Here is a 12,650-nt window from a genome sequence, read left to right on the forward strand (position 1 = left end):
GGGCTAAAAAAAATCATTTTTTTCTATGTTAAATTCATAAACTCAAATCGCACAAATAAAAGAGTAGTAATTATGGGGCTAATCTTTTTAATAGTAATAATCATAGCTGTCACTGCTTTTGTTATGGTAGGCGCGCATACTAAATTTAAATTGGGTGGAGAAATTAAAAAAGTTTCAAAAAATAAATTTACCCATAGCGTTATTGGTGAAAGAGATCACCAAGAGCCATTAGTTGAAATAGTAGGCCCAAAGCTTGAAAATTCAGTAAGCAAAGTGGTTACTGCGCTTTTGGTTAAGGACTTCACCAATACTGAATATACACATGCAGTTATGGTACTTATTAATGATATTCAAGTGGGGTATTTGAGCGACGATGATGCTCTAAAATTTCTAAAATTATTAAATAATAAGAACTTATCTGAAGATGCAGCAATTGAAGTTACAGCATTAATATATGGTGATTGGGGAGGTGAGAATGAAATTGGAAATTTCAAAGTCAGTCTTAATTTACCTAAAAATATTGAAGAATCTGAAATTAAATAATTTAGTTAAGACTGCATATAAGGCACCCTAGGCTGCTTTTTTACTCCCTAAACCTATATTAACCAAAGAAAATCCCAGTGACCTAACACCGGGGTTTTTGATTTCACTGGACCGGAAAGTAAAGAGGAAAACATATTTCCTATGAAATATTTTATCCAACTACCCATTGGTGTCGAATGGAATTATGAAAAATGCAAGCATGATGGTTCTTAACAATTTTGCTCACAATAACTATTTGTACCTATATCTAGAAAATGTAAGCCAACCCAAATGAGATCGGTTTTTTATGTCTGTCCACTTCTTAGATGTTCTTTTATTGCTTACAGGAAAGGAAATGACTCAAGAGTCTCGCTTATCGCCGCATGCATCTGAGTTGGTTCATCCATTATTCAAATCACTCATGAAAGAAAAAATCACACAACTTGAGGAAACTTTAAAATGAAATTAATTGAAGACTGGAAACAGGCTTGAAAACTCAAGTAGGCTCAATTAGCGCCTTTTTTTATGTCCTGATTTTATTCTTAGAACAGTTTTTAACTGTGTTGGAGAACGGCCTGTTGCCTCAGCCTATTCAAGAATATATTTCAAATTCCAACCGACACCACGAATTTGTTTAGTATCTGGACGTGTGGCTAAAAAGGCTTGAGTTTCTTGTTTATAACCTTCCAGACTCGGCGCTGCTAAGTTTACCCAATACATCGATTCTGCACGAAGATATGCATGGTTATGAGTAGCAATAAAGCCTGGCAATAAAGTTTTACCTTGTAAGTTGATCACGCGTGTATCTTAATCACGCCATGTTTTATGCCCGGTATCATTACTCATATAAACAATTTTTCCATCTTTTTCCGCACCTGCCTGAGCTTCAACATCCTTAGTATCTGCAGTATAAACTGTAGCACTTTCAGAGATTAAATCTGCCTGTTTAGTCTGTTGATTTTGCTCATTATTATTTCCGTCCTGGTTTATTGACAATAAAAACCCTCTTTATTGTTATTAGCATGACAAAATTTTTAAATATTGTTTTGTTGTATTGCCCTCTGTCTAAATTAGACAGTAAAGGTTAGAACGTCAAAAACCATCGAAGTATATTTTTATAAGCAGAGAATATATTGAAAATAGACAAGTTTAATTGAAATTTTTACAAGACTAATTACACAAGCATTAAAGCTTTTAGATATTTTTCTTAAAATTCTTGCAGAATACAGATGACGCAAAACTATGAAGTTTACAATATAAGATTATTCAATCAGATCGACTTTTTAAAAGCTCTCAAGTCGGGGCTTTAACCATTTTAATATAAAAATAGTCTTAATTCATTTAAAATTAATGAAGAATCGTCTGAATAAAAACTACTCAATGAGTAATTATCTCTTATCATAAATAACAACAGTTAATAGTCATAACTGCAACACATGAAATATTCTAAGCCTTTAACATAATCTTATAATTCTCTTGCAGACTAGCCGACTCAAGAGAAATTTTGAGTCGGTTTTTTATTTATAGTATCTGTGGATAAGTTAGCAAGGACACCAAAAATACATCTATAAAATATAAGATACTGATTAATATAAGGAGTATCTAAACAATGATTTTAGTGACTGGTGGTTTAGGCTTTATTGGTTCACATATTGCTTTAAGCCTCATGGCGCATGGGCAAGAAGTCATTATTGTTGATAATTTATCCAATGCAAGTTTACAAACCTTAGAACGTCTCGAATTTATTTCCGGTATGTATGTGCCATTTGTCAAAATTGATATTCGTAATACACCCGCTTTAAACAAAGTTTTTGAACAATATTCTGTAGAAGCGGTCATTCATGCCGCAGGCTTTAAATCAATTGAGGAATCGGCACTTAAACCACTGGAATACTATAACGATAATGTGAGCTGCATTATGAGTTTGCTGCGTGCTATGCAGCGCACAGGAGTTCGAACCTTAATCCATTTATCCAGTTTGGCCGTATATGGACAGTCAAGTTCAACCCTGTCAGAAGAAATGCCTTTTAACTATTCTTATCCGAATCCTTATATCAAGTCGCAACAAATGGCAGAAGAAATCATCCGAGATACTGCATTAACAGACAGTGAATGGAAAATTGCAATCTTGAGATTAAGTAATATTGCAGGTGCCTTTGAACATGCGGTGTTAGGAGAGTTCGTGGCACCTTTACCTAAAAATATTATTCCCTTGGCATTGCAAGCTGCCGCCAAACAACGAGATTATATTGAGTTACGTCAGCAAGCTCATACCTTAGATCGTACCGTCGAACGCAGTTTTTTACATGTGTTGGATTGCTGTGATGCCATTATAGCGACTTTGCAATGGCTTAGAATTCAACCTTATACCTGTGATGCTTTTAATATTGCAGGGCAGAATATGTCCATTCGTGCTTTACTGAGCGAAGTCGCCAAAGTCACCCAGAGCGAAATTAAAACTATAGATGCACCATTTTATACTTATGCTGAATTAGACCAGATTGGGGCAACCACAGGCAAAGCGCATGAAATTTTGAAATGGCAGCCTAAACGCACCATTACCCAAATGATAGAAGATTCCTGGCGATTTTATCAGCAAACACTAAAAGGACATTAAAAAAATTATATGTAAACAATAATCATTTATAATTATAAGACATTTGATTAAGATCATTAAATATGTCAAAACAGATGAATTGGCTAAAGTTATATAACTAGATTGAAATGAGGTTGAGGATGCAAACACGTATTGAACACGACACAATGGGCGATGTTGAAGTTCCGAGTGAAGCAATGTGGGGTGCGCAAACACAGCGGAGTTTGCAAAACTTTAAAATTGGGCAAGAACGCTTACCACGACCAATGATTCGGGCCATGGGGCTGGTAAAAAAAGCGGCAGCCATCACCAATGCCGAGTTAGATCAAATTCCGCATGAATTGTCACATTATATTGTCAATGCAGCGGAAGAAGTGATTACTGGGAAATGGGATGCACAGTTTCCATTGGTGGTCTGGCAAACCGGTTCAGGTACGCAAAGCAATATGAACTGTAATGAAGTGATCGCCAATATTGCCAATCAAAAACTGGGCAATCCTTTAGGTTCGCAAAAGCCAGTACACCCGAATGATCATGTGAACCGTGCGCAATCCACTAATGATTCTTTTCCAACCGCCATTCATGTTGCAGCCAGCCTGCAAATGAACGAATTGCTCATTCCAGCAGTACAACGTTTACGCGATACATTAGACGAAAAATCGAAGGAATTTTCAGATATTGTTAAAATTGGACGCACACATTTACAGGATGCAACACCATTAACTTTAGGGCAAGAATTTAGTGGCTATGTATCACAGCTTGACCACGGATTGAAACGTTTACATCAGGCACTTGAAGGGTTGTATGAGCTACCTTTAGGAGGAACGGCTGTCGGGACTGGCTTAAATGCACATCCGGAGTATGCAGTAAAAGCAGCGGCAGAATTGGCGACATTAACCGATTTGCCATTTGTCACTGCGCCGAATAAGTTTGAAGCTTTAGCAGGGCGTGATGCTGCGGTATTTGCGTCGGGTGCTTTAAAAACATTAGCAGTCAGTTTAAATAAAATTGCCAATGATATTCGCTGGTTGGCCAGTGGGCCACGTTGTGGTTTTGGAGAGATTCGTATTCCTGAAAATGAACCTGGTTCAAGCATTATGCCAGGCAAGGTCAATCCAACCCAGAGTGAAGCCATGACCATGGTAGTGGCACAGGTTATGGGTAATGATACGACCATTAATGTTGCAGGGGCTTCGGGTAACTTTGAGTTAAATGTATTCATGCCAGTGATTGCATTTAACCTATTGCAATCGATTCAATTACTGGGTGATGCATGTAATAGTTTCAATGATCATTGTGCTGTGGGAATTGAGCCAAACCGTGAAAAAATTGATTATTTCCTACATAATTCACTCATGTTAGTCACTGCTTTAAACCCGGTAATTGGATATGAAAATGCAGCAAAAGTGGCAAAAACAGCTTATAAAGAAGGCAAGACCTTAAAACAGGTTGCAGTTGAATTGAACTTGGTGACAGCAGAACAGTTTGATGCCGTGGTGATCCCTGAAAATATGGTTTCAGCTAACGTGAAATAAGGATCTAGTGGCTTGAAGACTGATCTATTGATCATCAGTGGTTTTTATCTGTGGCATATATGCGTACAATATAGCGAGAGATTAACTGCTGATGATTGATTATGCTTGATGTTTATTTAAAATACATTTTAAGCTAATTTAAGTTATTGTTTTATATGTGAATTAGGGGGCTGATATTCCTGTAAAATATAGGAAAAATAGCAATAATAGATATTATAGAAAACAATAAGTTGCAATATAGTTTTGCAGTTAATTTTTCAGTCAGTTAAGTCAATAAAAAAGCCACTTATAAAAGTGGCTTTAATTTTTTGTTGATCAATCTGCATCAAATGGCAGATCAATACCAACATCCGCATCATTCCAAATAATCTCATGTCCTGATGCATAAACTTCAGTCATTCTTTCTGTTGCATGACCTGCCAACGTTTGGGCTAATTTACCTGCTTTTTTATGCAAATGAATGGATAGGGCTCGAATTTCATGAAAGCTTGGTAGTTGGCGACCATTTAATTCAGGATAAGCATTGGCTGCTCTACTCGCATTCAAAAACTCTCTAGAAACGTATTGAGCTTCTATTTGCGTCCAATGATCTTTAGTTTGGCCACGGTTTTTAGTTTTCCCCTTCGGTACCCTATGGATAATGTATGGACTTAAAACATTATCTTTACAGCGGTCTAAAACACGCTGTAATTCATCATTAATTTTAATCCGTACATACCCAGCACCTTCTAATAATTCAAACTCATCTTCTGGATCATTTGTGGTTTTTTCTTGTGCAACATGTAAATGGCCATCCTTAATATCAGTCCATTTCATATTGATAATGTCTATGCGTCGCTGGGTTGTAAGCATTGCCAAATCAATTGCATTTTTAAGCCACTGAGGTGATACATTTCGAATAGCTGTTAAGCCTTCCAATGTATGGCGTTTACGCTGTTTAATTCGATATCGCTTAATAGTTTGGGCTGCAGGGTTATCGGTTACAAGGCCTTTACTTATTGCTAAATCAAAGATTTGAATGAGTAAACTACGAGTTTCAATACTTGTTGATGCAGGTAGGCTCTCAAGTAGTTTATTAACCATAAACAAAGTAATGGATGAAAGTGCAACATTTTCCCACTCAGTACATCTATTTAAACTATGGCTATAGCTTCTTACTGTGTTGTCAGCGAGTGGCCGGCCATCTTTACGACGTTTTTCAGTTAAAAACTTTTGAGAAAATTCACCAAAAGTTATCTCACCCATGACAACCGATACTAGATCGGTTGCTGGGGTTAAAATATCGTTAAGCTTTCGAGCTGCATTTACTGCTTTAGTTTTATCATCACCCATACCGTGATATTTACCAGTTAAAGGGTGGCGATAACGCCAGGTATTGTTACCGCTACGATAAAGATTGGGTGGCAAGTCTTTGTTTCTTTTAGCGCGTGGTCGTGCCATGGCATACCTCAGCTATTAAGTACTCGATCAATAAGATCATCGCCAGTTTGTTTTTGATATATGTCCCAATCAATATACCAAAGCTTACCTTTCTGTTCTGCCGGCAATTCACCACGACGGCAAGAACGTGTAATGGTTTGTGGAGTAGGAGGGGTTGAATCCTTTTCTCCATAAACTCGCTTAATAAATTCCGATACTTTGATAAGGCAGGCCATCAGGGAGTCTCCTTCAAAATTTGGATTACTTCAAAAGGCAACTTCACATCAACGCCTTTCAATTCATTCCGCATCACATAATCGTTAAAAACTTCATACGCCAATTCAGTTTCTTCACTATTCAACTCAATGCCAGTACCACCAATTTTCCGAGCGGCCAACGATTCAATGAGGTCTTTGGCTTGTTCTAATTTTTCAGTCATTGGTTGGCTCCAATTCAGCAGTTGAATAAAGAATGTCGGGTTCTGCTGTAAGCTCGAAAGTCTTTTTGCATTCAAGGCATTCAACCTCCCATTCACCTAAAACATCATCTTCATGAACATTGACTTCATCTTTATCCATTCCATGCTCACAATAAGGACAGTAAAAGTCTTTCATCCCTTTTGCTCCTGTGCTTCGATCATGGCCTTGTAGTTTTCTTGAAAGTCTCTAGCTTTGTTTTTGCACCATCTCAATCGAATTTCTTCCCGGTGTGTGGCTGTTGAGCCTCTGTGCTCATAATCAAACATGCTTTGAATATTATTAAAGGCATCAATTGCTAATTCATCTGCCAGTTCATCACTCAATAATTTTGGCACCAAAACAAACCCTTCCGGCACCGCTTGGGCTTTGGCTAGTTCATTAAACATATGCTCAACGATTTCCGTAAATGAACAGCCTTCCATATTGTGATCTGCGCCAAATTTACAGAGCTTATGAATTGTTTTTAAACCTTCGATTTCTATTTTTTCTGGATTTTGCATCACGCCACCTCAATGCTTTTTAAATATTTATGAATGCTTTCAATAATTTTGGTAAGCCATTTAATTTCTTTAGGGCTGCGTGTTCTTGAAAATAATTCAACTAAATGATCTGTACTTCCCTGATCCACACACTCGGTGATATATTTTTCAACTCGCTCATGCCAATGCCCACCACGATATCCAGTCCACGCACTATCCCAGCAACGAATAGTTATTTGCGACTTACACTCGCCATACCACACAATGAAAACATCTATTGGATCTACGCCATCTTGAGCAGGTATGTGGTATGTGCGAACTTCTTTAATATCCATCACGCCACCTTCAAATCAATACTGATCAAATGATCTTCAAATTCTTGACCAAGCTCATAAGCTGCTTGATTCCCACCTAAATCCGCAGTCACCAATACATGCTGATGACGTTTCTTAATAAAGCGATCCGAGGTGTTAGCTGTGAATCCTTTGCCTAATTGCTTCACCGAATACCCCAACTTTTCAAGCCAGATACGGAAGGCGATGAGGTTCTTTGGTTTGACTACTTTTTTCATGTCGCCACCATTTCAGTTTCTTCTTTATATTTTTCAGCCAAGTCGTGCATTAAAAGATTGCCCGATCCAGTTTGATACCAAATACCCAATTGACCATGCAGCCTAAATCTAAGTATTTCGTACTGTTCTGCGGAACTAAAAACATCAGCACCCTGATCAACCAACCAGTTTTGAAAATCCTCTTTACGCCAGATACTTAAAGCACTTCGGCTTTTGTATGACCTGGTGCTTGCATAACGATTACGCAGCACTTGCCAATCATTTGAAGGCTTGATTACTTTTTTCATGCGGCAGCCTCCTTAGGATTTAACTCAGCAACAATCTGATCAATTTTTTGATTAAATCGAATTACTGATTGCTCAATCCCTGCGATATCCAAATTCTTTGCAAATACCCGGATAATCACAAGTTGTAAATATTCAGGCAGGCGAGGGTCATAACTCACAAAGTCACACCACTTGCGACGAGTGCAAGCCAATTGCCAAGTGATCTGTGGAATATATTCACCCGGTACTTCTTTGGTTAAGATGGTGTTCAAGTGGGTCTGTGTGCTTGGGCACTTCACCTCTAGCCATGGATTTGCTTAGTGCATCCATTGCTGATTGTGCTTGGTCTACACGTGTCGCATTGTGGGTAAAGCTAAAAGAAAGTGAGTCGGTTAAATCCAAAGTATCTTTTGTAGATTTGCCAAGTGACTTCATCCCGCCAGCCATGCTTAGGTAGACTTCTTGAGCTTCACCAAGTTGCCGGTAAGTGGTGTTCGCAGTATTTAATAGGCGGTCTTGCACCAGTGCGTATTCTTCGGCGCTCTGTGTAGCATTACGAATACGTGCTGCCATTTGTGTATAGCCATCAGCCATAGCAATGGCCTTATTGATGGTTAGAATGCCACCCATATACCCAACAAGGCTTTTAATCGAAGAACTCATCGCGGTCATTTGTGACTCTGCCTGACCACCTTTAGCTGTCAGGTTCGCCAACTCGTCAGCAACCGCACGTGTATTGCGTTCAGCATTCTTAGAGTCAATAACGATGACCAAACGAGATTCTTGAGTCATTTCACTTTCCTGCGGACAATAAAAAAGCCCGCAATATGCGAGCTATGGATTTTGGGTATTAAAAAACCCACCGAAGTGGGTTAATTGTACTTATGTGCTACCAGTTACTATTAACTGTTTGCTGAGTTCTAATTTTTTCAGCCATTTCATCGGAGAACTTGTTTAAATTACTAATAATTAAAGGCGTTGATTTTCTGCTTTCAGTAATTGGATAGTTTTGCGCAGGCATCCTTATGCCAGAACTCATATAGGATGGAGCGCTATAAGTTAGACTGTTGTACCCAACTCGCATTCTTCCATCCTTGGTGTCAACTCTGACGGTAAAATCAACTCTTTCATTGCCTGTCATTGCCAAACACTCCATCCCGCTACAAGGGTAGCGCATGTTTCCTTTGCCAATAATTGTGCCTGTGGATTTATCTTCGTACTGAATTACCGCGTTAGCAGACTGAAATGCCACAGCAAACCATTGTCTTGCCCCATCGTAAACTTGAGCCTGATTTAGGTCATCCAGTTGATAGATTTTTTCAAACTTTGCTGGCTCTACTGGTTGTTTTGGTGTTGTTGTACACCCAGCCAATCCAAACCCCAAAACCCCAGCAATCAATAAATTTTTCATGCAAATACCCTTTTTTATAAGTATTCACAAGATACTAATTATCCAGATAAAAAGAAACCTCCCAAAGGAGGTTGCTTTAAGTCCATTTATCTACTTACTTGCGCTGCCGACCAATACATCTACCAGCTCATCAATCTTAGTATCTGTACTTCGCCATTTATTTAAAGCAAACCCACCTTTGCCTTTTAATCTAAACTCAGCCTCGGAAACAATTCTATCTTCTTTCATTAAGGTGAATTTTGCATAACTCATGTATGTCACAAAATCCCATGATCGCAATGCTGTATAGTCCATTGTGGTTTCACATAGTGCAGCTTTAGAGGCTTGAGGATAAACCCTTGCATTAATATTGTATCTTGCAAAGCTGCGTACAATTGAGTCATCAAATCCAGCAATAATAACTTTAGGGTTATTGATCACACATATTTGTTTAACGGACTGTGGCTGAAATCCTTCATTATTTTTAACTTGAATAGATGTACAGCCTGTAATTGAAATTCCTAAAACCCCAATAGCTAATAATTTTTTCATACTACCCCCTTAAATTAAGCGGATAAGATACTAATTTTAAGGGTAAAAAGAAACCAACTTACGCTGATTTCTTGCTCAACTTCTTATACGCCTCATCAATAAACTGGTTGTCCAGATCAAAGATAACCGCATTAATTGGCGGACCTATTGGAGCAATCACTCTTGGGGTGACTGCATTGGCTGCTGGTTACATGTACATGAGTTCGCGTACAGCAGAGGCTAATGCAAAGCTTGAAGAGCAGGGTAAGATTGCTCAAAAAACCAATGAGGAGTTAAAAAAACTTACAGGCAATGATAAAAAATCTGCAATTGAAGACTTAACCGCGGCTTTTGCTGCTCAGAACATCCAATTAGGCAAATCCAAAGAGGCTGTAGATGCTGTCCTGTTTGCGATTCGTGCTGCATCGGTAGAAAACGAAAAAGCCAGAAAAGTAACTGAAGATGCGCGTCGCGGTGTGATTAGTTATGACGAGGCAATCAAACGCCTGAATGAAATGGAAATCCCTACTGATCTTTACGACATGCTTAAGAAGCAAGCTAAAGAATATGATGTGAGTGCTGCGAAAGCCAATACCTCGAAAGTTGCTTTTAAGGCTTTTGGCATAGAAGTAAAGCTTGCCGGTAATGAGGCTCAAAATACCTCATCCAAAATTGCAGGCAACACTAAAGAACTAAATGCTAATGAAACTGCCGCGCAAAAAGCTGCTCGTGCACAACAAGGCTTTAAGGATTCTCTTTACGACCGTGAATATGAAGCATATGTGACCAAAGGCTTGCTTGCGAAGGGTTATTCGGAAGAGCAGGTAAAAGCCATGGTTGATGCGGCTAACTATGCTAAAAAAGAAGGCATACAAATCACCAATGAGATGTATCAAGCAGCTTTAAAAGTTGTTGATATTGAGCAAAAAAATAAGGATGTAATTGATGCTCGAAATGAAGCCGAAAAGAAAATCACCAAGGAGAAAGAGAAAAGATACCAATACACCCAAGCAGAGCTGAAGATGCTGCAAAAAGTAGCAACATTATCAGCCAAGCATGATTTAGACGGTATCGGTGCTAAGTACGGTATCCCTAAAAACTATCTTGCTGGCTTAATGGCTCAAGAGTCTAAAGGCAATCCGAATGCAGTTAGTCCGACCGGCGCTATTGGCTATTATCAGACTACAAACGCTTATCGCAAGGACAATGGACTTAGTGTTGCTGATTCTAAAAACCTTCCAGTTATTGCAGAGGTTGTGGCAAAAAATCTAGCTAAAGCATACAAGGAACTAGGGGATTGGGAGGCTGCAATTCGCTCGCATAATGCTGGCCTTGCGGGATCTGCGCAGTTTGCAAAAAGCGGGAAAGTCAAAGGGAGTGCTGCGCGCAACAAAGAAGTGGCTAACTTTGCCCCATCAGTAAATAAGTGGATTGTCGGCCTAGGTGGATCGGCTTTAAAAAACAAGGGCTCAGCTGATGCGATTGATGATCTTAAGCAGTATTCAGAATTTTTGAAGGAGCAAGCCAACCTACAAAAATCCCTTGAACTTGATGTTGCAAATGAAGTAACTAAAATCCGTGAAAATCTTAAAGACAAGCTTGAGGAGATTGATAAAGCTGGCTTTTCACCTGAACGCACCAAAGAACTCAAAGCTGAATACCAAGCACGTGCAGATAATGATATTGCGATTGCTAACTATGCTTTAAAAACCAAGCTTGATGACTATGGTGCATTCAAAAAGACTGAATCTGAATTGCTCAAGCAAAGTTTTGATGAAAGAAAATTCTATGCAGCATGCGACATTGAATTAACAAAAGATCAGCGAAATAAGGCTGTAAAACTGCTTGATGAGCAGCTTAAGCAAGAGCAAGCCTTAATTCTTTTATCTCAAGAAACCCAACTGTTTCAGGCTAAACAAGCATATATGCATGAAGTTGATTTGATGCAGGAGCGATATCGCCTTGAGATGCAGGAAATAGACAAAATTACAGATGCTAAGCAGCGTGCAGCTATGCGCGAGGTAACAGCAGCTAGATTCGCTGATGACTATGAGAAAAAAAGAAAGGCGGCTCAAGATAATTCAGACTCACTAATCGCCGACCTAACTGGTCAGGGTGATTTGTATGCACTGCAAAAGCAAATGGCTGATCGTGAAGCTATTTTGGATGAGGCTAGAAAATATGGAATCCTGAAAGAGAGGGAGTATAAGGCTGCCTTAATAGAGATTGAAAAGCGATATATAGATGCCAAAAGGTCGCTTAATCTCTCATATGGTGAGCAGATAGCCAACTCGATGTCAGCAATGTTTAAACAACAGGGTGATGAGCAAAATAAATACTATAAAGCAGCAATAACTATAGAGAAGTCTTTCGCTATTGCTCGTTCGATGATTGCTATTCAAGCTGGTATTGCTCAGGCGGCAAATAATCCATGGCCACTAAATCTAGCAGCCATGGCAACAGTAGCAGCACAAACCGCTTCTATTGTTTCTAATATTCAAGCCATTCATACAGAAGGCTTCAAAGCTGGTGGCTATACAGGCAACTATGGAACATCGGATGTCGCAGGCGTAGTCCACGGTCAAGAGTATGTGTTAAACGCAGCTGCAACCAAGCGAGTGGGCGTAGGTACGCTTGATGCGATTAACTCGGGTAAGGGCTTGGGTGAGAAGGCGGCAGTGGTTCAGCCAAAAATCATCATCAATACCTTACCTGGTCAAACAGCAAATGTATCCACTGCAGATGATGGCACTGTAACGATTGATATGGTTGAGCAATACATCGTCAACTCACTGCAACAGCCAAACTCAAAGGTACGTAAGGCTTTAGCTCAAAACACCAATGCCACAGCACGGAGATAAT

15 protein-coding genes and 2 pseudogenes are annotated in these 12,650 nt (G+C 39.1%); 4 read left to right on the top strand and 13 right to left on the bottom strand.

The features are described 5' to 3' along the window. Positions 1–72 precede the first annotated feature (72 nt). Complete coding sequence (locus AC3CAU_RS00240) at positions 73–543, top strand: hypothetical protein (protein ID WP_131217516.1); 471 nt, start codon at positions 73–75, stop codon at positions 541–543. A 567-nt stretch (positions 544–1,110) separates the two neighbouring features. Here AC3CAU_RS00240 and AC3CAU_RS00245 read toward each other — a convergent pair. Together AC3CAU_RS00245 and AC3CAU_RS00250 are read right to left on the bottom strand one after the other, a co-directional pair. Further along, a complete protein-coding gene (locus tag AC3CAU_RS00245; RefSeq protein ID WP_250697867.1) occupies positions 1,111–1,320 on the bottom strand; it encodes an amidohydrolase family protein in 210 nt (69 codons plus the stop codon). 9 nt (positions 1,321–1,329) lie between these two features. Next, positions 1,330–1,518, bottom strand: a complete 189-nt coding sequence (locus tag AC3CAU_RS00250; RefSeq protein ID WP_250697866.1) for a hypothetical protein — start codon at positions 1,516–1,518, stop codon at positions 1,330–1,332. Positions 1,519–2,131: 613 nt separating this feature from the next. On the opposite strand from AC3CAU_RS00250, the gene AC3CAU_RS00255 reads away from it, so the two are divergent. Together AC3CAU_RS00255 and fumC are read left to right on the top strand one after the other, a co-directional pair. Beyond that, positions 2,132–3,139: an SDR family NAD(P)-dependent oxidoreductase gene (locus AC3CAU_RS00255; RefSeq protein WP_131217514.1), complete on the top strand. Its 1,008-nt coding sequence runs from the start codon at positions 2,132–2,134 to the stop codon at positions 3,137–3,139. 119 nt (positions 3,140–3,258) lie between these two features. Then, positions 3,259–4,653 (top strand): class II fumarate hydratase, encoded by a 1,395-nt coding sequence (fumC, locus tag AC3CAU_RS00260; RefSeq protein WP_131217512.1) that lies wholly within the window; start codon positions 3,259–3,261, stop codon positions 4,651–4,653. A gap of 315 nt (positions 4,654–4,968) precedes the next feature. On the opposite strand, the gene AC3CAU_RS00265 is transcribed toward fumC, so the two are convergent. The 11 genes and pseudogenes from AC3CAU_RS00265 to AC3CAU_RS00315 all read right to left on the bottom strand — a co-directional run bounded on the left by AC3CAU_RS00265 (position 4,969) and on the right by AC3CAU_RS00315 (position 9,809). Further along, positions 4,969–6,093 (bottom strand): phage integrase Arm DNA-binding domain-containing protein, encoded by a 1,125-nt coding sequence (locus AC3CAU_RS00265; protein WP_447052990.1) that lies wholly within the window; start codon positions 6,091–6,093, stop codon positions 4,969–4,971. Positions 6,094–6,101: 8 nt separating this feature from the next. Then, entirely contained in the window at positions 6,102–6,308 is a 207-nt protein-coding gene (locus AC3CAU_RS00270) for a hypothetical protein (protein WP_171527860.1), read from the bottom strand. Beyond that, on the bottom strand, positions 6,308–6,607 hold the full coding sequence (locus AC3CAU_RS00275) for a hypothetical protein (RefSeq protein ID WP_488368400.1): 300 nt from the start codon (positions 6,605–6,607) through the stop codon (positions 6,308–6,310). The genes AC3CAU_RS00270 and AC3CAU_RS00275 overlap by 1 nt, the downstream gene beginning before the upstream one ends. Positions 6,608–6,682: 75 nt before the next feature. Further along, a complete protein-coding gene (locus tag AC3CAU_RS00280) occupies positions 6,683–7,051 on the bottom strand; it encodes a hypothetical protein (RefSeq protein WP_447052993.1) in 369 nt (122 codons plus the stop codon). Beyond that, a complete protein-coding gene (locus AC3CAU_RS00285) occupies positions 7,051–7,365 on the bottom strand; it encodes a phiTE_072 family protein (RefSeq protein WP_447052994.1) in 315 nt (104 codons plus the stop codon). The genes AC3CAU_RS00280 and AC3CAU_RS00285 overlap by 1 nt, the downstream gene beginning before the upstream one ends. Next, positions 7,365–7,601 carry a response regulator gene (locus AC3CAU_RS00290; protein ID WP_447052995.1) on the bottom strand — a complete coding sequence of 79 codons (237 nt, stop codon included), beginning with the start codon at positions 7,599–7,601 and terminating at the stop codon, positions 7,365–7,367. The genes AC3CAU_RS00285 and AC3CAU_RS00290 overlap by 1 nt, the downstream gene beginning before the upstream one ends. Beyond that, complete coding sequence (locus AC3CAU_RS00295; protein ID WP_447052996.1) at positions 7,598–7,888, bottom strand: hypothetical protein; 291 nt, start codon at positions 7,886–7,888, stop codon at positions 7,598–7,600. Before AC3CAU_RS00295 ends, AC3CAU_RS00290 begins: the two co-directional genes overlap by 4 nt. Continuing rightward, positions 7,885–8,172: pseudogene (locus AC3CAU_RS00300) on the bottom strand (YqaJ viral recombinase family protein); the annotation flags it as partial. The pseudogene AC3CAU_RS00300 and the gene AC3CAU_RS00295, both read right to left, overlap by 4 nt. Beyond that, positions 8,159–8,659 (bottom strand): annotated as a pseudogene (locus AC3CAU_RS00305) (tape measure protein); the annotation flags it as partial. The pseudogenes AC3CAU_RS00305 and AC3CAU_RS00300, both read right to left, overlap by 14 nt. A 97-nt stretch (positions 8,660–8,756) precedes the next feature. After that, on the bottom strand, positions 8,757–9,278 hold the full coding sequence (locus AC3CAU_RS00310; RefSeq protein WP_447052997.1) for a DUF4468 domain-containing protein: 522 nt from the start codon (positions 9,276–9,278) through the stop codon (positions 8,757–8,759). 90 nt (positions 9,279–9,368) lie between these two features. After that, positions 9,369–9,809 (bottom strand): Sbal_3080 family lipoprotein, encoded by a 441-nt coding sequence (locus AC3CAU_RS00315; protein WP_447052998.1) that lies wholly within the window; start codon positions 9,807–9,809, stop codon positions 9,369–9,371. Between the two features lie 197 nt (positions 9,810–10,006). On the opposite strand from AC3CAU_RS00315, the gene AC3CAU_RS00320 reads away from it, so the two are divergent. Further along, complete coding sequence (locus AC3CAU_RS00320) at positions 10,007–12,649, top strand: transglycosylase SLT domain-containing protein (RefSeq protein WP_447052999.1); 2,643 nt, start codon at positions 10,007–10,009, stop codon at positions 12,647–12,649. Position 12,650: the final 1 nt, after the last annotated feature.

This window comes from Acinetobacter sp. GG23 (genome assembly GCF_057766365.1).

What these genes read in the sequence shown, in the direction of transcription:
- AC3CAU_RS00285 (WP_447052994.1), bottom strand. Translation starts at nt 7,365, where the DNA reads ATGGATATTAAAGAAGTTCGCACATACCACATACCTGCTCAAGATGGC.
- AC3CAU_RS00295 (WP_447052996.1), bottom strand. Translation starts at nt 7,888, where the DNA reads ATGAAAAAAGTAATCAAGCCTTCAAATGATTGGCAAGTGCTGCGTAAT.
- fumC (WP_131217512.1), top strand. Translation starts at nt 3,259, where the DNA reads ATGCAAACACGTATTGAACACGACACAATGGGCGATGTTGAAGTTCCG.
- AC3CAU_RS00280 (WP_447052993.1), bottom strand. Translation starts at nt 7,051, where the DNA reads ATGCAAAATCCAGAAAAAATAGAAATCGAAGGTTTAAAAACAATTCAT.
- AC3CAU_RS00240 (WP_131217516.1), top strand. Translation starts at nt 73, where the DNA reads ATGGGGCTAATCTTTTTAATAGTAATAATCATAGCTGTCACTGCTTTT.
- AC3CAU_RS00315 (WP_447052998.1), bottom strand. Translation starts at nt 9,809, where the DNA reads ATGAAAAAATTATTAGCTATTGGGGTTTTAGGAATTTCAATTACAGGC.
- AC3CAU_RS00310 (WP_447052997.1), bottom strand. Translation starts at nt 9,278, where the DNA reads ATGAAAAATTTATTGATTGCTGGGGTTTTGGGGTTTGGATTGGCTGGG.
- AC3CAU_RS00265 (WP_447052990.1), bottom strand. Translation starts at nt 6,093, where the DNA reads ATGGCACGACCACGCGCTAAAAGAAACAAAGACTTGCCACCCAATCTT.
- AC3CAU_RS00320 (WP_447052999.1), top strand. Translation starts at nt 10,007, where the DNA reads ATGAGTTCGCGTACAGCAGAGGCTAATGCAAAGCTTGAAGAGCAGGGT.
- AC3CAU_RS00255 (WP_131217514.1), top strand. Translation starts at nt 2,132, where the DNA reads ATGATTTTAGTGACTGGTGGTTTAGGCTTTATTGGTTCACATATTGCT.
- AC3CAU_RS00290 (WP_447052995.1), bottom strand. Translation starts at nt 7,601, where the DNA reads ATGAAAAAAGTAGTCAAACCAAAGAACCTCATCGCCTTCCGTATCTGG.
- AC3CAU_RS00270 (WP_171527860.1), bottom strand. Translation starts at nt 6,308, where the DNA reads ATGGCCTGCCTTATCAAAGTATCGGAATTTATTAAGCGAGTTTATGGA.